This is a genomic window from Microcoleus sp. MOSTC5, from assembly GCF_036701825.1.
Lineage (GTDB): Bacteria > Cyanobacteriota > Cyanobacteriia > Cyanobacteriales > Microcoleaceae > Microcoleus > Microcoleus asticus.
In genome coordinates, this window is record NZ_JAUBRK010000076.1 from 1 (window position 1) to 19,240 (window position 19,240).

General features: G+C 45.4%; 19 protein-coding genes and 3 tRNA genes. 15 read left to right on the plus strand and 7 right to left on the minus strand.

Features of this window, described 5'->3' with window-relative positions; translation table 11 throughout:
* Positions 1–95: 95 nt before the first annotated feature.
* The 8 genes from QUA54_RS29360 to QUA54_RS29395 all read left to right on the plus strand — a co-directional run bounded on the left by QUA54_RS29360 (position 96) and on the right by QUA54_RS29395 (position 5,151).
* Positions 96–251: a hypothetical protein gene (locus tag QUA54_RS29360; RefSeq protein WP_333418001.1), complete on the plus strand. Its 156-nt coding sequence runs from the start codon at positions 96–98 to the stop codon at positions 249–251.
* Positions 252–816: 565 nt separating this feature from the next.
* Positions 817–1,041 (plus strand): hypothetical protein, encoded by a 225-nt coding sequence (locus QUA54_RS29365; protein ID WP_006635912.1) that lies wholly within the window; start codon positions 817–819, stop codon positions 1,039–1,041.
* A 631-nt stretch (positions 1,042–1,672) separates the two neighbouring features.
* Positions 1,673–1,924 (plus strand): TIGR02450 family Trp-rich protein, encoded by a 252-nt coding sequence (locus QUA54_RS29370; protein ID WP_172189000.1) that lies wholly within the window; start codon positions 1,673–1,675, stop codon positions 1,922–1,924.
* Positions 1,925–1,989: 65 nt separating this feature from the next.
* Positions 1,990–2,226: a hypothetical protein gene (locus QUA54_RS29375; RefSeq protein WP_333418003.1), complete on the plus strand. Its 237-nt coding sequence runs from the start codon at positions 1,990–1,992 to the stop codon at positions 2,224–2,226.
* A 151-nt stretch (positions 2,227–2,377) separates the two neighbouring features.
* Positions 2,378–2,659, plus strand: coding sequence for a hypothetical protein (locus tag QUA54_RS29380; RefSeq protein ID WP_333418005.1), 282 nt, complete (start codon positions 2,378–2,380; stop codon positions 2,657–2,659).
* Positions 2,660–3,018: 359 nt separating this feature from the next.
* Positions 3,019–3,870 (plus strand): ABC transporter ATP-binding protein, encoded by an 852-nt coding sequence (locus QUA54_RS29385; RefSeq protein WP_333418007.1) that lies wholly within the window; start codon positions 3,019–3,021, stop codon positions 3,868–3,870.
* A 375-nt stretch (positions 3,871–4,245) separates the two neighbouring features.
* A complete protein-coding gene (gene scpB, locus QUA54_RS29390) occupies positions 4,246–4,761 on the plus strand; it encodes an SMC-Scp complex subunit ScpB (RefSeq protein ID WP_333191152.1) in 516 nt (171 codons plus the stop codon).
* Between the two features lie 42 nt (positions 4,762–4,803).
* On the plus strand, positions 4,804–5,151 hold the full coding sequence (locus tag QUA54_RS29395) for a DUF760 domain-containing protein (RefSeq protein ID WP_172188992.1): 348 nt from the start codon (positions 4,804–4,806) through the stop codon (positions 5,149–5,151).
* Between the two features lie 297 nt (positions 5,152–5,448).
* Here the strand turns inward: QUA54_RS29395 and QUA54_RS29400 are convergent, their stop codons facing one another.
* Positions 5,449–6,669 (minus strand): HhoA/HhoB/HtrA family serine endopeptidase, encoded by a 1,221-nt coding sequence (locus tag QUA54_RS29400; protein ID WP_333418008.1) that lies wholly within the window; start codon positions 6,667–6,669, stop codon positions 5,449–5,451.
* A gap of 313 nt (positions 6,670–6,982) precedes the next feature.
* On the opposite strand from QUA54_RS29400, the gene QUA54_RS29405 reads away from it, so the two are divergent.
* Positions 6,983–7,897: a M23 family metallopeptidase gene (locus QUA54_RS29405; RefSeq protein WP_333418010.1), complete on the plus strand. Its 915-nt coding sequence runs from the start codon at positions 6,983–6,985 to the stop codon at positions 7,895–7,897.
* Positions 7,898–7,962: 65 nt separating this feature from the next.
* On the opposite strand, the gene QUA54_RS29410 is transcribed toward QUA54_RS29405, so the two are convergent.
* The 3 genes from QUA54_RS29410 to QUA54_RS29420 all read right to left on the minus strand — a co-directional run bounded on the left by QUA54_RS29410 (position 7,963) and on the right by QUA54_RS29420 (position 10,209).
* Positions 7,963–8,034, minus strand: a tRNA-Thr gene (locus tag QUA54_RS29410).
* A 71-nt stretch (positions 8,035–8,105) separates the two neighbouring features.
* Positions 8,106–8,190, minus strand: a tRNA-Tyr gene (locus QUA54_RS29415).
* 198 nt (positions 8,191–8,388) lie between these two features.
* Entirely contained in the window at positions 8,389–10,209 is a 1,821-nt protein-coding gene (locus QUA54_RS29420; RefSeq protein ID WP_333418012.1) for an ABC transporter ATP-binding protein, read from the minus strand.
* Between the two features lie 105 nt (positions 10,210–10,314).
* Here QUA54_RS29420 and QUA54_RS29425 point away from each other — a divergent pair, with 105 nt between their 5' ends.
* A complete protein-coding gene (locus tag QUA54_RS29425; protein WP_333418014.1) occupies positions 10,315–10,461 on the plus strand; it encodes a hypothetical protein in 147 nt (48 codons plus the stop codon).
* Positions 10,462–10,496: 35 nt separating this feature from the next.
* Here the strand turns inward: QUA54_RS29425 and QUA54_RS29430 are convergent, their stop codons facing one another.
* Positions 10,497–10,637 (minus strand): hypothetical protein, encoded by a 141-nt coding sequence (locus QUA54_RS29430; protein WP_172188980.1) that lies wholly within the window; start codon positions 10,635–10,637, stop codon positions 10,497–10,499.
* Positions 10,638–10,856: 219 nt separating this feature from the next.
* On the opposite strand from QUA54_RS29430, the gene QUA54_RS29435 reads away from it, so the two are divergent.
* The 4 genes from QUA54_RS29435 (at position 10,857) to QUA54_RS29450 (ending at position 14,329) form a co-directional block, all read left to right on the plus strand.
* Positions 10,857–10,928, plus strand: a tRNA-Gly gene (locus QUA54_RS29435).
* 245 nt (positions 10,929–11,173) lie between these two features.
* Entirely contained in the window at positions 11,174–11,578 is a 405-nt protein-coding gene (locus QUA54_RS29440; RefSeq protein WP_333191157.1) for a hypothetical protein, read from the plus strand.
* Positions 11,579–11,582: 4 nt separating this feature from the next.
* A complete protein-coding gene (locus QUA54_RS29445; RefSeq protein WP_333418016.1) occupies positions 11,583–12,848 on the plus strand; it encodes a glutamate-5-semialdehyde dehydrogenase in 1,266 nt (421 codons plus the stop codon).
* Positions 12,849–13,177: 329 nt separating this feature from the next.
* Positions 13,178–14,329, plus strand: a complete 1,152-nt coding sequence (locus tag QUA54_RS29450; protein WP_333203567.1) for a fatty acid desaturase — start codon at positions 13,178–13,180, stop codon at positions 14,327–14,329.
* A gap of 126 nt (positions 14,330–14,455) precedes the next feature.
* Here the strand turns inward: QUA54_RS29450 and QUA54_RS29455 are convergent, their stop codons facing one another.
* A complete protein-coding gene (locus QUA54_RS29455) occupies positions 14,456–16,159 on the minus strand; it encodes a lipoxygenase family protein (RefSeq protein WP_333418018.1) in 1,704 nt (567 codons plus the stop codon).
* 321 nt (positions 16,160–16,480) lie between these two features.
* Positions 16,481–17,614, minus strand: coding sequence for a class I SAM-dependent methyltransferase (locus QUA54_RS29460; RefSeq protein ID WP_333418020.1), 1,134 nt, complete (start codon positions 17,612–17,614; stop codon positions 16,481–16,483).
* Positions 17,615–18,166: 552 nt separating this feature from the next.
* Here QUA54_RS29460 and QUA54_RS29465 point away from each other — a divergent pair.
* Positions 18,167–19,222, plus strand: a complete 1,056-nt coding sequence (locus QUA54_RS29465; protein WP_333418022.1) for an adenylate/guanylate cyclase domain-containing protein — start codon at positions 18,167–18,169, stop codon at positions 19,220–19,222.
* Positions 19,223–19,240: the final 18 nt, after the last annotated feature.

Here is a 19,240-nt window from a genome sequence, read left to right on the forward strand (position 1 = left end):
TGATTTTAAACCATCCTAATCTTCCTTCAGTCTTGTCTTATGGTACTTTGGCTGCTTAAAAACTGTCCGGAGTATTGAGCATTGACAGATCTGTTATGAATTATACAAATTTAGCCGTTACTGGCAATTCTAGCCGACGAACGATCGCCCGTAATGAATTCAGAAAACAAATTCACCGCCACACAGCGCAAAAAATCAGGATTCGCAAGCTGCTACTCCTAATTGGCGTGGACATCACAAAGCTGCCTTAATTAACACCAATAAGGGCTTTGCAAGACGAGCAAAAAAACATATCATTGAGAAACAAGAATAAAAACTTGCTCGCTTATGGTAGCCCAGGCAACAACACGTATGCCTGAAGTTATAGCCCACAGCGAGACATACGGGCAGCTCTAAATCAATAGGGTGAGGTGGTTGTGTCTGAATGTTAAGAGGGGCAATCGAAGAGGAATGTTCGGCGAGCGATCGCTTCCCAATGGAGGATGGTAAAACCTAAGAAGGGAAGGAGTTGGAGACAAGGCTAAAGTTTTTGAATTCGCGAGAGTAGCGTTAGCACTAAACTCTGCCGTATTGTCGGGAGCCAGCCAAATTTGTAACAGTTCTTAACTATGAATAATTCTGCCAAAATTGCTAGCATAGTGACACTTTTGCTAACAAAAACAGATAAAGTAAATAAAGTTGGCTAGCTCTAGAGGCCCCGATCCCCATCCTGGGGATGTTGAATCAATTTGATTCGTACCAAAGGGTTTTAGAGTTACACTTGGAAACAAAGCATCGCTATTTAACTGAGTTCTTTAGTTACTTTTACTTTCAGCTATGAACGTGGATTTTATCAAAGCCCAAGTCAGGTTGCTACAGGGTGCAAGTTCATCGGAGCGAGAGACCCTTATTAAGAACATCGGCGTCTGTGCTGGCGTGATCAGACCCGGAGAGTACGTGACTCCTCAGCGGAAGCACGCCATCACTCTCTGGCTGCAAACAAATGCGGTTCGCCTCCGGCTACCCCAACTTCCTCTGGATTTATCGGGCCAAAAGCCTTAACAAGGAAGTAATCAAAGGGTGACGACAGAATGAAAAAAATTAGTCAATCTTTCCTAAAAGTGCTTTTTTATTGAGCTGTACAGGATCAATGAAACACGATTAAGATTGAAAAAATGTTTGTAAGGAGAGTTGGGCTCGAAAAGACGCCTGCGGACAAGAAGCGGCCGACCGCTTTGGCAGAAGCAGGAAGTGAAGGTCAAACCTGCTTGAAAAGTAGATTTGAGTAAGTTTCACAGAACGGATTATTGTGCACAACTATAACCTGGGTTATTTGCTTTTAGATTTGAGATTCACGATTTAGCTCGTGCTGCATAAATTTCCTATTTGTGGATCGAGTGAAAAATCATCCCTATTCAATAGGTATAACTAATTACAGGGGCAGTCATTGAACTGCCCTTACTTTTGAAAGCCGAGGCAAAACTACTGCAAGTTACAATAAACGCATCTACTTGCAGATAGAGTTTAGGTGAACTCTGATGTAAGCTGCAGCGCCTCTATATTGTCTGTTATGTTCTAGAGGGGAGGGAGAGAGGATTGGATTAGACGAGTTTTGATAGGGAATTAATATCATCAAACAGAAGGAGTTATTACAATTAACTTGCTTTCTAATATATTTGTCAACGAAAATACTGTGCCGAAGAAACAAAAATTTCCTTATTTAGTGGGTTCCCGATGGACTTCACACCAAAAAACTTGGGGGTGGCGACACTTCCAAGTAGTTAACCGAAAAAATGAGGGTAAATGGGTATTTGCGGAAATGGTGGCGGCTTGCGATCCAAATGTCCGTTTTTGGCTGAACGCCGCACAGCTCAAAGACAGATCGCTCTGGCAAGCTGGATGGCAGTCTACGCAAGAACTAGAGGAATTAGAAGCAGCGGAATAAAAGACAGCGCCTAGGGCTGGAGTGATGTAGAGATTGGTAATGGGTAATAGCAACAGGGTAAAATAATGAAAAAAAAATTTGTGTTATTGGCCTGTTTGCTTATTACTGCTGCATTGGGCGGTAGATTTGGCGAAGTCTCGATCGCAAGTCCAGCGAGCGATCGCAGCCATATTCTGTCTGCAGATATTGGAGATCCCGCAGCGGAGTTGTCCAGCCTAGTCCTGACTTTACAAGACCTCCCCCCAGGTTTTACAGAGATGTCATCTGACTATGTGGCAAGTTTAAGAAATCAACTCAGCTAGGGTCGTCAATTTAAGCCAGCCAGCATTTTTGCGTACCAAAAAATCGATAATAGCAAGCTGTTTGAACTCCAATTGCTGATAGGATTTACAGTGCAACTGTCAGAGCCAACCCTACAAGCTATGTTCGATCGAGCAAGCGGTGAAGGGCTTTTTGCAAAAGCATTCTCTCAAGGAATTGCAGTTCAATCCTCCCGCCGCTTTAACTTTGCAAGACAAGATTGGCGAGGTATCGGCTGGGTGGAGAAGTCAAGGAAAAGTAGAAAATATACCCATGAATTGCGATCTGGCGCTGTTTCGACGGGGGCAAATAGGGGTTGTTATGGCAACTATATATCTCGACGGCGCTAAACCGACTATTACGATTAGCGAAGCAGGGGGCAAATTCGACAGCCGGATGATGGAATTGAGATCTGATTTAACTCAACCGCAATAAGTGGGTGCTGCAAGCTGTAAAAAAATCATTTTTCTACCTGCAGATGACACTCAGATTAGTTACACTACAAAAACTCGTGCAGAAATAGCCGATAAACTAGGTTTTTCTGGTATCAGTACCGATGGAGATGACCAGAGATTTTAGTAGAGCTAACCCCGCTTCTGCGTCAAGGAATGATATCATGTCTGTTGAATTGTCCGTTATAAAATTTTGTCGCCCGGTTGGGGCTGGTTTATATTGTGGATGTGAATTACAGATTGTTGGTGAAACCTCCCCAAGAAGTATTGTGGTTAATTTACCGGACATGATATGAGTGATAAGAAAGAGCTTTGTTTCCTCTAAATTATACCGAAATACCTATGTCTGTCTCTGTTTCCCTGCAAAACGCCTGTAAGATTTACAACAAAATCCCCGTTGTCAATGACCTTTCGTTCACGATTGAAGCCGGAGAAATGTTCGGGCTTCTAGGCCCCAACGGTGCCGGAAAATCGACCACAATTCGGATGCTGACTACCCTGACTAAGCCCAGCAGCGGTCAAATCCAGGTAGCTAGATATGACGTGATGCGGCAAAGCTTGCAAGTGAAACAGTGCATAGGCGTCGTGCTCCAACAAATCAGCGTTGATAGTGAGCTTTCAGTATGGGAAAATATGGAGTTTCACGGGCGGATGCACCACATCCCAAACCCCAAACGGCAACAGTTAATTAAACAGTGGTTGGGATATGTAGAATTAGCTGAAAGGCGAGACGACTTAGTAAAAACTTTGTCGGGAGGAATGAAGCGGAGGTTGCAAATTGCCAGAGCACTTTTGCACGAGCCGCAAATCTTATTTTTGGACGAACCGACTGTAGGGTTAGACCCGCAAACGCGGCGCCGATTGTGGGAAATAATTTTAGATTTGAACAAGCAGGGAATGACAATGCTGTTAACAACGCATTATATGGATGAGGTGGAGTATTTGTGCGATCGCATCGGCATTATGGACGGCGGCAAGTTAATTCAACTGGGAACGTTGGCCCAACTGCGGCAGCAACACGGTCAAGGGTTAGTGATGAAACAAATAGGCGATCGCTGGGAATACACGTTTTTCCCTACTCTGGAAGAAGCTAATTTATATCTGGATGCCAAAGATGATAAGACGGGGATGATGGTTCGTCCTTCTAATTTAGAGGATATTTTTGTAGAACTGACAGGCCGACAGTTAGATTGATTAACGGCTAATTGCTAATAGCAGTCCTGCGATTTTAGATTTTAGATTTTAGATTTTAGATTTCCCAAGTGGCGATTAAAACAGCAATTTTTATAATCAAAAATCCCAGGAGTAAAATCAAAAACTGAAAAGAGAAAGAGTTTTGTTGTTTTGATAAACAACCGACACTATCAATCTATTGTGTAATGAGAAGGTTTTTTTACAAATTCCCTTGATGCACAATCCCGAAGTCACGGATAGACGGATAGTTGGTTTTTTGCTGATTCCTTGTTCTTTCTTCACGCTTGACTTATTCCCTCAACATCCATCCGTTAAATTCCGTACACTGGTCGTTTCCGAACTTTAACGTCCCAATTCCTAATTACTAATTCCCAAATGACTCGCTTAGCCACAACAATAGAAGCCATACTTTACCTAAAAGGTCAGCCGGTTTCAATAGCAGAGATTACCGAGATTGCCAAGTGCGATCGAGCCGAGGCCGAAGACGCCATCATCGAACTCATGTCTGACTCATCCCGCCGCGAGAGTGCATTAGAAGTCGTCGAAACCCCCACGGGATACAGCCTGCAACTCAGAGAAGAGTTTGCCAGTTTAATGCAAACTTTAATACCTCCAGAATTAGGTGTTGGAGCTTTGCGGACGCTGGCGGCGATCGCCCTCAAAGGCGGCATCGCTCAGCCAGACTTAGTTAACTTGCGAGGTTCCGGAGCTTACCAACAAGTGCAGGAACTTGTAGAAATGGGTTTCGTCCGCAAACGGCGCCCGACTGAGGGGCGATCGTATTGGTTGCAAGTTACCGATAAATTTCATCGGTACTTTCAAGTAGACCAACTGCCAAAACAATTGCAAATTGACTTTCAGGCAAATTTGTACCCAAGCAAAGACGAGTAGTTTAAAGTAGAATGTAACAAGCCAGAAATTAAGAATCGCCAAATGGTTTTTCACCCTGACTTTGACAGTTCCAATGCCCAACAAACCGCAGTCAATCCACTGCTCAAGTACCTCCAACACCAATCCCCGGAGGTTCTAGCCCGCATCGCCAAGTCCGCCAGCCCAGAAATCAGAGAAATTATCTCTCATAACGTTCAAGGACTTGTCGGCGTCTTGCCTTCAGAAAATTTTAACGTCGAAATTACCACTGACCGCGAAAACTTAGCAGGTTTGCTAGCTTCAGCGATGATGACAGGATATTTTCTGAGACAAATGGAGCAGAGGATGCACCTAGAAGAAAATTTAGCAAGCACCAGCTCGATTCAACCAAACTCTCCCAAAGACAAGTAAAAAGAGCGACGGGTTGGGGAAGCCAGAAAGATGAAAGTTGTTCAAAAAAATCAATAATCCTGGATGCACAGGGAATTAAAAAACCGGGTTTTTAACCGGATATCCCTCGCGCTACACCGAGGATTTTGGTGAAAAAACCCGGTTGCTGCGTCTAGGACTATAAAGCATCAAATTCATCTTCCATCCTCCACCCTTGCAAGTAATACCAATTTCAAAAAAGAATGCAACTGTAGATAAGCTCCAAATCCTTATCCAGTAAGTCATTCTTAATTCTTTAATCGAAAATCGAAAATGGTATTACCCACCGGCGAGGCTACCCGATAGGGGAAAAGCACCCGGACGTACTTTAATTTTCTGAACTTCACCCAAACGGTTAATTTCTACTTCTAGTTCTTTGCCCACAAGAGTGCTTTCCACCCGTTCTTGCACGTCCCCGGGAGTGTTCACCGCAATTCCGTCAACTTTTTGAATGACATCTCCGGCGCGCAAGTCCGCTTTTTGAGCGGGGGAATTTTCCACGACTCGCGTCACGGCTACGCCTCGATCGAGGGTAATTTTATTATTATCGAGCTGTTTGTTAAGTTCTGCCTTGGTGGCTGCAGTCAAGCTGACCATTTGAATGCCGAGATAGGGATGTTCGGCTTTACCTTTGGCGAATAACTGATCGGAAACTCGTTTGGCGGTTTCGATCGGAATTGCAAATCCCAAGCCCTGAGCGTCCGCGCGGATAGCGGTATTGATGCCAATTACTTCGCCTTGGTCGTTGAGCAGCGGGCCGCCAGAATTGCCGGGGTTGATGGCGGCGTCGGTTTGGATGAAGCGGACTCGCTTGTCGGGGATGCCGACTTGAGAACTCGATCGACCCGTAGCGCTGATAATGCCCACAGTCACGGTATTGTCCAGACCTAAAGGATTGCCGATCGCGATCGCCCACTGTCCCGGTACAATATTGTCCGATCGGCCCAAAGCCACCTGCGGCAGTTCCTTAGCATTAATCTTAACCACAGCGACATCCGTCAGGGGATCTACCCCCTGCACTTTACCTTCAAACTCGCGGCCGTCTTTGAGCGTCACCTTGACAGTATCCGTCCCGGAGACAACGTGAGCATTAGTAACGATGCGGCCGTCAGGAGTGAGAATAAACCCCGAACCCGTACCTCTCTTGACTCGTTCTTCCGGCTGCGGCAAATTCTCCCCAAAAAACCGACGAAACAAAGGATTTTTGAATGCTTCGGGGACTTGATTCGCCACCTTGCTCGATGCGTCAATCCGCACTACAGCAGGGCCTACTTTTTCGGCTGCTTCAGCAATAAAATTGGGATTGCTGCGATCGACCGGCCGATTTTCCTGAACTGGAGGAGACGCATAGGGGGGGATTTGCTGGCGCACTACTGGCAAAACCAATCCGGTTTCCAGATTGTTTGAGCCTTGCAGATAGCGATTCCCCAACCATCCCACGCCTCCTCCGATCGACAGCAAAGTCAAATAAAGGGTCGTTTGCTTAAAAGATAAACTCATTTAATAACTCCCGCTAAATACTTCATCCCCGCAGACACGTTCCGAATCAAGCATTTTTGTCTTGGCGACGGGAAGGAAGCGGGGCGGGGCGTACCGCTTCCTCAAGAACATAGCTGTTAACAGGCAGGCGCTGATGGGCATCACAGGCAATTTTGCCGGATTTGCCAAGAGCGACTCAAACTAATAATTCTCATCCTAACTTGGCTTAGCCTGGGATTTACAGTCTGGGGGGCGGCTAGAGCTTTCAAATTTGCAGTTTCACTCGACTCAAAAATTGTCAATTGTCCGAAATAAATACTTTTTTTTCTGGATTATGAGGTTTAAACGCTTATTTCTGCTGATTTCTGCAATACTTTGGTCGATCGCACCCGTTGGGAAAACGGCGGCAAATACCGAGATCCCACCTGCAAATCTTCCTTCAGGTACACCTGTAGAAAACCCCGACCCCGCCCGCGATTGCCCGAGTCCGGCTATGTCTCGGTTGCGCCGCCACACAGCGGCCCAGGGCGAAACAATAGAAAGCATCGCGCGACAGTACAATGTGATTCCTGCGGCGCTGATCGGGATAAATCCGATGTTGCGGGGAGGTCGAGTGTCTGCCGGAAGTGCGATCGTCATTCCTCCGTACAGTGGCATCGAGGTAGAAGTACCTGCGGGCTGGAATTGGCAAAAACTGGCAGAAGCTTACAAAGTGCGCGCAGATTTGTTATTTGAGGCGAATGGGTGCAGGCCTTTGGGGCAAACCGTGTTTGTGCCTGCGGTGAATAGGTCGATCGAGCCTTCTGCAAATCCCGATCCAACGCCATCGGTGCAAGGATTTCCGCTACCCGCTGCTGCGGTTGAAGCTTTGCGTTACGGGCGGCAATTGCATCCGGTGCGACGCGAATTTTTTTTCCACAGCGGCGTAGATTTTTTGGCGTCGGAGGGTACGCAGGTTTTGGCTGCGGGTGAGGGGACTGTCGCCTTTGCCGGGCCGCAGGGAGATTACGGGAATTTGGTGGTGGTAAACCATCAAGCGGGGAAGCAAACGCGCTACGCTCATTTGAAAGATATTGCGGTAAAAGTCGGTCAAAAAGTGCAGTCTGGAGAAGTTTTGGGAACTGTCGGGATGACGGGAAAACGGGACATTCCGCCATCTCATTTGCATTTTGAAGTTCGCTACAATTCGGGTTTGGGTTGGGTTGCTGAAGACCCGCTGCTTTATTTGCAAGCGACTGTTAAAAAATAGGATTTGCGGTTGAATTACTTCTTCAACCGCAAATCCTATTTTTTTGTATGGCATAATTTAGCAAAAGCCCGTGACGAGATTTGAACTCGTGACTTCCTCCTTACCAAGGAGGTACTCTACCACTGAGTTACACGGGCATAAAAAATTAATAATGTTAAATAAAAGTTTTCAACTTTTTATTTTTAACTTTTTATTTTTATTGAAAATGTGGTGGGCCGGGCTGGATTTGAACCAGCGTAGGCGTAGCCAGCGGATTTACAGTCCGCCCCCATTAACCGCTCGGGCACCGACCCATTTGTACCCACAGTTATACATCCTAGCAGCTTCTTCTTTTTTTGCAACATTATATTTAAAACTCTAATCATTAAGTTGAGAACACATAAGTCAGTTAGTGGCCGGTCGGAAAATTGAATACTGTTTAAAGTGGGGATTGCTAAATCTAGGCTTGGGGCCCGCCCGGAGCACCCGAAGTCTAGATTTAACCCAAATCCCTAATTCACTAATTCCCCGGTTTCTTGCAGGGAGTGCAGGCGGCGGTAAATGCCTCGTTGATTCAAGAGTTCGTCGTGACTGCCAACTTCGACGATTCTACCGCCGTCGAGTACGACGATCGCATCGGCTTCGCGAATTGTACTCAGTCTGTGGGCAATAATTATGGTGGTGCGCGTACCGAGAATATTCTGCATGGCTACTTGGATCGATCGCTCCGACTCATAATCCAAACTAGAAGTAGCCTCATCAAAAATTAACACATCCGGCTCCACCAACAGCGCCCTCGCAATCCCCAACCGCTGCCGCTGACCGCCGGACAAGCGCATTCCTCGCTCCCCGACCACGGTATAGTAACCTTGGGGCAACATCCGCACAAAATCGTCTACTTTGGCGATGCGACAAGCATCCTCAACTTGCTCGAAAGTTGCGTTTCTGTTTCCGTAAGTCAAATTTTCCAGCAAAGTACCGTTAAAAACGTCTACTTCTTGGTGGACAATCGCTAAACGCTGGCGGTAGCGAGTCACGTCTAAGCTGCGAATGTCTTCTCCGTCGATCAAAATGCGACCGGAGTTGGGTTCAAAGTAGCGAAACAGGAGTTTAACTAAAGTCGATTTCCCCGAACCCGATCGCCCGACTAATGCTATGGTTTGACGGGGATGAATCAATAAATTCACATCCTGCAAAACGGGTTTTTGACTGTCGTACCCAAATGTTAAACCGCTGAGTTCAACTTTGCCGGTAAATTTATAAGGTGGCTGTGCCGATCGAGCATTTTCTGCTAAATTAACCGCATCAACACCGTCTGGCGTTTGCATAAACTCGTGGAACCGGATCATTGAAGAATAACGGCGCGCCAATAATTCGGCGATAATGCTAATTGGACGCAGTTGGGAATATGCCATGCTTGCCAACGTGTAGACGGTAACAAAATATCCGAGGGAAATTTTGCCTGCAACCGTGGCTGCTAGGCTAAAACCGAGAACTGAAAACAAACACAACTCGACGATTGTCTGCTGGTATGTCCCCATGGTGATGTATCCTTTGTGAATGCGCTGGATCACGACTTTTAATTCGCGATCGAGTCTGGTTGTTTGCCTTTTGAGTTCATCGGTTTCTGTCGCAAAAGCTTTAACTGTTTTGATGTTGGTGATAATTTCCGAGTTGCGGCTTTCGGTATCTTCGATGTATTCATCGAGAATTTCTTCCCGCGCAGTCAACAGTTGCAGACTTTTGAGGGTGAAACTGAGGATAAATAGGAATGAAACCAAAATTAATAAGCCAATCCGCCACTCAATTAAGCAGATAACGGCAAAAATGCCGATGAAGCGGATTACTTCGGGGATGAATTCGCCGGCAATTTCTGGGTAAGTCCAAGTATGATTGGCGATGCCTTTGGCGATACGGCTAGCAATCCGTCCGGCGTTGTTTTCGTCGTAAAATTCTAGGGGTAAGGTGAGGATTTTGCCGATCGCATCTCTCATTCGATCGCGCCTTGCCCTCAACGGTATCACCCAATGAAACCAATTTCCCAGCCAAGGCTGTACCGGTGCTTTGCCGACTGTTACCAGAAAAATTATGCCCAGCAAGACGGATAGCGATAATATTTTGTTGGGTGACTGCTGGGTAACAGAGGCGATCGCTGTTATCAGTTTTTGGGTTACTGTATCTGTAGGTTGACCCGACAATACGTTTAATATTTGACCGAGCGCGTAAGGAACAAGCAAATCGGCTAGTGCCAAAACGCTGGATGCGCCTATGCTGTAAACCGATATTTTCCAGTAGCGACTGTAGTATTTGAAGATGTCCTGAAAGCTTGCCATAAATTTTTGTTGAGATACAACCCTTGCAAACACTTGAGTCTAAAACTGCGATCTCTGCGTATTTGTTTACAACTGTACTACAAAAGTAGTAGATCGGGGAGTCATTTGGATCATGCTAGCGACTCGCCCGATCGGGTGATTTATGGCAATAGTTCGATCGTCAGCGATCGCTCCGCAGTCTTTACCAATAAACTCAAGACTAAGGGCAAAAAAATGCAGAAGACAGAATTTTTCTTAAATTCTGCCTTCTGAGCAATGCCTTATAAGTTTTACGTTTGAGTAGTCTTTTAGCTGAAGGTGTAGGCTGATTGCAGCGCCCACCAGATCAAGAAGCCGATTCCGCCGGCAATGACGATCGCCGAAATGGCGATCGCTATAGGACTGTCAGCTCCCTTGAACTTCATGATTCCGCGATTTAAATCTGACATGGCAGTGTTCTCCCACAATTCCAGCTTGATTGTAGCTTTGCCCTCGGCGGATGGCGGTCACTCTTCACGGCAATTACTGATTTGGTTCATAATCTGGCTGCTGCAATGTCAGATGGGCAGTAGCTTTGGGGGGTTGTTACTGGGTTTGATAAAAAAAATTACTAAAAAGACTTGACAGATTTTCAGAATTAAGAGAGTATTGTTAATACCGCAGGAAATGCGGGTGTAGCTCAGTGGTAGAGCGTCACCTTGCCAAGGTGAATGTCGCGCGTTCGAATCGCGTCACCCGCTTTAAAAAATAAAAAATAAAAAACCGGAAAGTATAGCAGGAAAGTCTTAGGTATACTCCTAAGGATGGTTGAAAATACCTAAGTTAGTGGTAAATTAGAGTAGAAAACTTGCAAGTCACAATTGCCACTCGGGCGAAATCTGAGAACAGGTAGTTGAAAATCTGGTTAGGGCAGAATTGACAAGTTTGATTAAGTGGATAGGTTAACGATTATTTTTGCAAAAACGCTTTTTTTATTCGATCGCTCGTGCCATCTCAAAAAGCTCCCAAGATTGACTTAAACGATGAGTACCCCTGCCCTTGTCGGCGGCGGGGTCGTCTCGTGCCCATAACGTTGACAGAAGCCTTTGGCTGCAACCGCTGTCAGCAAATATTTGTATTAGAGGAAAGCGGACACGTCATCGAGCAACTATCAACAAACTATCCTTACAAGCAGGCTTGGCGGTGGACGGGTCACCAATGGAACAGAGCGCATCCGGGTTTGAAGGCGCATTACTTGCCACTGGCTTTGGGTATGATATTGGTGCCGCTAGTGATTTGGTTGCCCTTGGCGCTGCACTCCCCAGGCCCGAATATTATTCTGTGGGCAATGGTCGCCGTGCTGCTAGCAATGCTGCCGGCGGTGATGGTATGGCTTGCTTACAGGCGTTAGCTAGATGATAATAGAGGATTTTACCCATTCATCAGATGGAGCAAATGTCGCCCGCCGGGCTTATCAAGCTTCTTTGGAGTTGGCTGCGGCAAAGAGTACGGCTCGCGCGGCCGCTTTGCAGGCGATGGCGCGATCGCTCAAAGGTCGGCAAAATGAAATTTTAGAAGCAAATACTCTGGATTTAGAAGCGAGTCGGGACATGGCGATTCCCGACTTGATTGTGGATTGGCTGAAGCTGACGCCAGAACGGATCAAGACAACTGTGCAAATTCTGGAACGGTTGGGCCAAATGCCAGATCCGATCGGCAGGGTGATCAATGCTTCTTATCAGGTCGATCGGTGTCAGGTTTACTGTCAGTCGCTGCCGCTGGGGGCGATCGCTCTAATTTACGAGGCGTTTCCCGAGTTGGGGGCGATCGCAGCCGGTTTGTGTCTCAAAAGCGCTAACAGTTTGATTCTTAAAGGCGGTAGCGAAAGCTGGCAAACTAATGCTGTAATTGGAGAAGCTTTGATGTCGGCGATCGATGAAGTCGGTTTGCCGTCAGGATGTTTGCAGGTACTGCCGCCGGATCGGGGGGCTTCGATCCGAGAATTGGTCACTCAAGACCAATATCTCAATTTAATTATTCCCTACGGCAGGCCGAGTTTGGTGCAGCAGGTTGTCAGGTTGTGCACGGCACCCGTTTTGAGGTCGGCAATGGGAAATTGTTACCTTTATTGGTCGCCGACTGGCAGTTTGGAGATGGCAAGGTGGATGATTTTGGACAGCCATCAAAGCGTGCCCGATCCTGTTAACGCGATCGAGAAAGTGCTGATCGATCGCAACCAAAAGCCTTCTTCCTTAGTCAGGCTGTGGAACACTTTAAAAGAAAAAGGCTTTCAAATTAGCGCCGATGCGGATCTCGTCGCAGATTTCCCCGACTTAAAGCTGGCGGAACCGTACGAGTGGACTCAACCTTATTTAAACAAAACCATAGCGTTTAAAGTTGTCGATAGTTTAGAGATTGCGATCGGCTGGATCAACCGCTACAGCAGCGGCCACGCTGACGGCATCGCCACTGAATCTTACTTAGAAAGTCGCCAATTTGCTCTGGATGTTAACAGTGCCTCAACTTTTATTAATGCCTCACCTCGGTTTTGGCGTTATCAAAATCGGGGAGATGCGATATTTTTGGGAATGTCCAACCAAAAAGGTTATCGTCGGGGATTGATCGGGTTAGATACGCTGACGACAATTAAAGAAATTGTTCAAGGTAACGGACTTTTTTAATCTTATAGGTTATTTAGGATGGGTTATTGGAATATTAAACCTAACTGAAAAGTGGGAGAGTATTATCGATAGGTAAGCCTTTAATAGTTGTTCCAACATTATCTTTATACGATACAATAATATCTTGGTACAACAATCAGGTAGCCTCGATCTAAAGCAATTTGATCGCAAGCTCCCAGATAGCCGCCGTGGAGACAGATAAAATCTCCGCATCCTCACACTCACAATAAGCCGCCGGATTTATTTGTGGGTTCACTCTAAAATCGGGTACTGGCTCTAATTAAATTTAGAAACTTATTAAGTCCCCTGAAAATCATCTTAGCGAGCACATGAAATCAGAAAAATCACTCAATACTCTAGACAAGACGGCAACGCTGACTTTAGGCGAAGAAACGCTAATTCCCCACTCAGTATACGCTAAGAAATTGCGCCCACTTCTGCCATCAGAAGCCTTTAAACCAGATTCTAGTAAGTTGGTTATACTGTTCATTAATATGGGTATTTTGCTACTGGGTTGGGGAATTGCCGCTCGTCTAGATCATTGGCCTGTATATCTTTTAGGGCTTTATTTACCTTTAGCTTTGATTATGGGTAATAGTGTAATAGCTTTATCATTTATCTCCCATGATTTCATGCACGGTAGTGTGCAGAAAAAGTCTCGCCTGACTGATATCATTAGTTTTCTAGGGTTCGCAATGTTGTTTATGCCCCCGACTCAGTGGAAATCTCTTCATAACATTGTACATCACAGTCAAACAAATTCTTTAGGAGATCCCGATCGCAATTACCTTTACCAACAGCCCAATACTTGGGGAAAATGGATTCAAAATTTCTTTGTACCATCTCTTGACTTCAATCCATTTTGGTTCTTCATAGTAGGGATGGGAGGCTCGTGGTTATTTCATAATTTTTCCAACCTCTCTTCGATCCTGTTGTTTAACAATAAGTCAGTTGATTATGTGCCGGCTGCTTTTACAGTAAGTGAGCGGGATAGGTGGACAATTGCCCTGGAGTTTGTCGGAATTTTATGCTTACATTTTAGCATTTTATTTTATTTAGGCTTTCATCCGCTAAAACTCGCTTTTGGCTATTTTCTCCCCCTAGCCATTGGTCATTCAGGAATCATGTTTTATATCTACACGAATCATCTGATTTGCCGGATGACAAGTGTTAATGACCCGCTGATCAATAGTCTTTCAATACGGGTTCCTAAAATCTTCGATCTGTTGCATTTCAATTTTTCCTATCACACGGAGCATCATATTTTCCCTAGTCTTAACTCAGACTATTACCCTTTGGTTCAAGAGTTGATACAAATTCACTATCCTGGGCGGATGAATTTACTTGATGCTGGTGAAGCTTGGAAATTATTAATTGAAACTCCTCGGCATTACAAAGATGAAGTTACCTTAACTGATTATTTAGGGAAAACTTCGGTAAATTGCCCTCTTGATAATTCTGCTGTAACGCCTTTGCCATAGCTAAATACACCCGTTACTCTCACAAGTTCCCCCCAGACTACAACTAGAAACCGACGCTAACGACCAATACAGAGTAAGGTGCGCAGTGCGCACCTTACATTGAGATATTGTGCTGAATTTTTAATTCTACATACTGATGCTATTTAGCACTAACGAAGGCTTGAGAGAAAAGTAAGGGATTACTCGTTTTTGATTGTTGGCATCAATCTTCTGTTCAGCCATATTCAAATTTTGCTGGAACTGGCTGGCTAAAAGTTCGATCGGCGTTCCCGCAAAAACTTCGTCGAAACTCATCCGGTAGAGTTCTCGGAAAGATTTATCGTAATAACCCAAACGGTCATATCGATAAGCTGACAAAATAAACATAATTTGCAGTTGGTCAGCCGCTCGTTTGTACGGAGGAAGCAACCGTAAAATATCGTTTTCCGTAATCACTTCTAGATTACCCGCAGCGGTAATTCTAGGAATGTCTCGGTAGGCTGCCAAGGGCATATTGGCGGCAAAACTCATGTATTCATACTGGGAAAAATTGACTGCTGAATGCTGGGGGCCACAGGTAAAAATTATAGTTGTGACAATTTCAATTAATTGGTCAACTGTGTTGATGTGGTCTGGCATTCCTTTGACTTTACCGCCACTATTTGAGGCTAATTCTTGGGCCCAGGTTTGCAGTTCCACATCTTGTGCGATCGCTTCATTCGTCGGGTAAAAGAATTTGAGATAGCCCGATACAAAGGTTTCGATCGCATTCCACAGCAGCAATCCATCATCTCGGTAAGGATAGTGAGGCAGTTGATTGGGGTCATCCATTCCCCGATTTTTCAGTTCAGCGGGTAAGGCAAATTCATCAAGACTCCACGTACTGTAAGCCTCTCTACTTATTTCTATTGTCTCTGCCAAGGTGCCAGCTAGCAATTCATCGACGGGCCCGCCGGGAGCGATCAAATAAGAACGCGCCAGATCGTTGTTGGTCAACATAAAGCGAAAGTGCGGTTTCAGCAACAGGCTCAGCGGGTGATTTTGGGCTAACTGTCGCGCGGTGACGATCGCGATTGGTTCCATCACCAAATGAGTTCGAGCTAAATGCGAGCTCATTTCATGGTGATTGGCATCTGCTACTTGCACGCAGAGTTTCGCAAACAGCCAATCGACAGGAGGATCGAATGGGGTATAGACATGGCTATCTGGCGTCGGATCAAGTTGAATCGCAATAGGTGTCATTTCACCGCGATCGCGGACTCCCGTCCACCGCCAAGCGAAAAAAGCCCGCGGTTTCGGCAAGTATTTTCTGCCTTTTTCATAGGTTCCGCCTCCTATTTTCGCAGGCGCGCGATAGTGTTGGTCAGTACCCGTGTAATCGGCAATGTAAATGTTTTTTTGCTGCAACTCTTGGCCCAGATCGAATAATGGGTGCAAACTGGAAAGACCCGCCAGTGTTTGTGTACGAGGATCGCTCGCATCTAAGAGGCGAAGCACCATCGGATTTGCTCCAGACAGGCGCTGTTCTGCAAAAGAGCGATCGGTTTGGTAGATTTTGGCAACAGCAGGTAGCTGCAGCAGAGTAAAGAAATCTTCATAGTCTTGGAGCTCGTCGAGAGGATCGAGAAAAGTTCTCGCGTCGGCTGCCAGCATATTTGCTGGAAGTTCCGATGTTGCTAATATCCGTTCTGCAATATACTTGCTCGAAAAATTCTCGACTGGTGGCACATCTTTCAATAATGCCAAAGGTGATAAACTGTCATAGTCAAACTGATAAGCTTTTTGCTGGCGATTCAAGGAATCGCGGCGCTGTTCTTGGTTCGGATCGTCTTGAGGAAGAGAAGGTTTCATATTGTCTACCATTGTATAAATCAACCCTTTTTTTGTAGTAAAATATCGGATATCATCACTACCGATCGGGGATGGAATTTAAAAAGTATTGCGCAAGATCGCGCTTGATATATTCATTCTTCGCCGATCGATAATCTGATTCCGGACTTTTTTAAACTTAAACAAATTTCTCAACAGAAGGCAACACTTATCGATCGCCTTAACTCAACCTAGAAAAATTTCATTTTCCTGATAAGTAGCTCGCACTTGAGAACCCCGACTTCTCAAAGAAGTCGGGGTTCAGGGTGTTAGGTTGTTTGAGCTTGGTCTACTGATTAGCGGTTAGGCACGAACCATTAAATATTGGCCATTGCCGTTGTATTCGCCGTCGCAACTCGCGAAATTAGACACAAACCAAATCAAGTAAAACCGCCAGATGCGACGAAATTTGGCATAGTCTATGCCGTAGTCTAAATCTTTGACTATTGCCTGAGAATCATCAAAGTTTTTCAGCCAATTAGTTAAGGTTGTAGAGTAATTGTATCCGTTGAGATACCAGTTTTTTATGGTTTTGAGGTCTTTGTTGTGGCTGGGAACTGCATCGTATTTCCAGTAACGACCGTGGGGGAAAATGTATTTGTGGGTGAACACGCTGGATATATTGTTGGGAATGCGAACTGTGATGATGTGAATAAAAACTTTGCCATTATCGTTCAGGAAAGATGCCAGCTTTTGGAAAGCTTTCGTTAAATTGCCTACATGACAAAAAACTCCGATGGAGAGAATTTTGTCAAATTTTGTCTCAAATTGGGCCTCGTTCAAATCTCCTTCATATAGGGTAAATCGACCGGAACTCAGGTAGCTTTCTGGGTCTTGCATCTTCTGACGCATATACTCGCATTGCTGGTGGCTCAAGTTAATCCCGGTAAAGGTGACATTGGGGAATTTGGAAAGAATGTAATTGGGAACGCAACCCCAACCGCAGCCAAAGTCTAAAATATTGTCGCCATCCTGAATCTCTAGCTTTTCAATCACATCATCAATCATCTGCATTTGCGATTGTTCAAGGTTGGCGGCTCCTTTTTCCCACAATCCCATGCTGTATTTAGGATAAATGAGTTTGCTGTCGCCTAACATCGGATTCAGCATGGCTTGAGGCAAGTCGTACTGAATTTTCATTAAATCCCGGGGCCCTTCGGCGGTACGATCTGTTTCTGTCAGTACCCATTCGTAGGCCGTAAGCAGAGAGGGAAAGTACCGAAATAATACGGGCATACAGGTATCAAAAAGCGATCGCAATACAGAATCCGGTACTTCTAAGCCGTTGATATAAGACTCTGCTACTGCCATGTGGGCCGCGTTAACTGCACTGACTGCGAGGCGGGTTGCTCCGTAGGCGATCGGACTTTTGGTATGGATATTTCCCACGATGGGAATGTGCTTTTCGAGGTTTTGTAGGGCTGTTGATGAACTCATGGTTATACAGGTTTTAAAGATGCTGCTATTCTATCTCACGAAAATTGGCTGGTTGTTAGAGAGGCAAAAAGCTGAAACTATTGCCAAGTAAGGTTTGCACAGCACAATTCCGAAAAATTCTTAAAATATATGGCGGTTGAAGGGAATTTGATAACGGATTTATAGGGTTTTGGGCGAGCTTAATTTTATTAAGAATTATGTCAGCTAATTTTAGATTTTAGATTTTAGATTTTAGATTAACTCCACAGCTTGAATGGGGTATTTTCACGGTGCGATGGCGATTTTAGTGCTCAGTTATACCATTTTAGATTTGAGAATTGGCAATGAATGATCAGCTAAGAGTTGGACTATTGCCTAGAGTTGCATTCTTTTTTTAAACTGGTGTCAGTTGGTCGCTCGATCTGACGCAACCAGAAGCAAATGCCGATCGCGATTTATAGTTAAGGAATCAGGGGATACATAAAAAATGCCGAGAAACCGGGTTTGCATACAGGTTCGCTGCAATAACAGATGTCCGCGAGATTCCTCGCTAATTAGCTAGACGCGCCACATATGCCACAGATTCACTATCTACCGGACGATCGCACGATCGAGGTAGACGACGACGATATAATTCTCGAAGCTTCCCTGCGTGCGGGCATTCCGCACACCCACATCTGCGGCGGTAGCGGCCGGTGTTCGACTTGCCGGGTATTGATTGTCGAAGGTTTGGAATTTTGCTCTCCGCGCACTTCGCCGGAAGAGGAACTCGCCAAAAAATTGCGTTTAGAACCGGAAATTAGGCTGGCTTGTCAGACGCACATTGCTGGCGGCAAGGTGATTTTGCGCCGATTGGCGATCGATTCTGAAGACTTGGAATCATTTACCGACCAAATGGCGGGAAAGTCAATTTCTCCTCCTGTGGGGCAAGAGAAAAAAATTGCGATTTTGTTTGCGGATATTCGAGGATTTACCCCGTTTGCAGAATCGCTGCTGCCTTACGACGTAATCTATGTTTTAAATCGCTATTTCCAAAAAATGGGTTTTGCGATCAATCGGAATGGCGGGATGATTAATAATTATATGGGTGACGGTTTAATGGCGCTGTTTGGGTTGGAAAATCCCGACAAGGCTGCGGAACAAGCAGTGAGGGCTGGGGTGGAAATGCTAGAGGAACTAGAGAAACTCAATCCCTATTTTGAAAATTTGTACCGTCACCGATTGCGGATTGGGATTGGCATTCACTGCGGCTGGGTGGTTGTGGGGAATTTGGGGGCGTCTAAAAATCAGACAGTGACGGCGATCGGAGATGCGGTGAATTTGGCCAGCCGGATCGAAGCTGCTAATAAGCAAGTGGGAACAAGTTTACTGATTTCCGAGGAAACTTATCAGGAAGTTAAGGAATTGGCGATCGTCGATCGGCGCGTATCCGTGCCAATTCCGGGTAAAAGTGGCGAATATCCGCTGTATGAAGTAGTCGGGATGCCGCCGCTGCCTGTGGAAATCGAAGAAGTTTCTGAGGTAATGGAAGGTTCTATTTGGCAAAGTTTTGTCAAGAAATTGTGGGCTTTGGATGCTGCGGTGTACAATTGGATTAAGAAAATTTGGATTCAAATTATAAAACTATAGAGGAACTTTTTTGAGTTT

Bases quoted from the DNA above. Each gene is read 5' to 3' on its own strand.
- QUA54_RS29465 (WP_333418022.1), top strand. From the start codon at position 18,167: ATGCCACAGATTCACTATCTACCGGACGATCGCACGATCGAGGTAGAC.
- QUA54_RS29445 (WP_333418016.1), top strand. From the start codon at position 11,583: ATGATAATAGAGGATTTTACCCATTCATCAGATGGAGCAAATGTCGCC.
- QUA54_RS29400 (WP_333418008.1), bottom strand. From the start codon at position 6,669: ATGAGTTTATCTTTTAAGCAAACGACCCTTTATTTGACTTTGCTGTCG.
- QUA54_RS29360 (WP_333418001.1), top strand. From the start codon at position 96: ATGAATTATACAAATTTAGCCGTTACTGGCAATTCTAGCCGACGAACG.
- QUA54_RS29405 (WP_333418010.1), top strand. From the start codon at position 6,983: ATGAGGTTTAAACGCTTATTTCTGCTGATTTCTGCAATACTTTGGTCG.
- QUA54_RS29460 (WP_333418020.1), bottom strand. From the start codon at position 17,614: ATGAGTTCATCAACAGCCCTACAAAACCTCGAAAAGCACATTCCCATC.
- scpB (WP_333191152.1), top strand. From the start codon at position 4,246: ATGACTCGCTTAGCCACAACAATAGAAGCCATACTTTACCTAAAAGGT.
- QUA54_RS29385 (WP_333418007.1), top strand. From the start codon at position 3,019: ATGTCTGTCTCTGTTTCCCTGCAAAACGCCTGTAAGATTTACAACAAA.
- QUA54_RS29375 (WP_333418003.1), top strand. From the start codon at position 1,990: ATGAAAAAAAAATTTGTGTTATTGGCCTGTTTGCTTATTACTGCTGCA.
- QUA54_RS29455 (WP_333418018.1), bottom strand. From the start codon at position 16,159: ATGAAACCTTCTCTTCCTCAAGACGATCCGAACCAAGAACAGCGCCGC.
- QUA54_RS29365 (WP_006635912.1), top strand. From the start codon at position 817: ATGAACGTGGATTTTATCAAAGCCCAAGTCAGGTTGCTACAGGGTGCA.
- QUA54_RS29430 (WP_172188980.1), bottom strand. From the start codon at position 10,637: ATGTCAGATTTAAATCGCGGAATCATGAAGTTCAAGGGAGCTGACAGT.
- QUA54_RS29420 (WP_333418012.1), bottom strand. From the start codon at position 10,209: ATGGCAAGCTTTCAGGACATCTTCAAATACTACAGTCGCTACTGGAAA.
- QUA54_RS29395 (WP_172188992.1), top strand. From the start codon at position 4,804: ATGGTTTTTCACCCTGACTTTGACAGTTCCAATGCCCAACAAACCGCA.
- QUA54_RS29450 (WP_333203567.1), top strand. From the start codon at position 13,178: ATGAAATCAGAAAAATCACTCAATACTCTAGACAAGACGGCAACGCTG.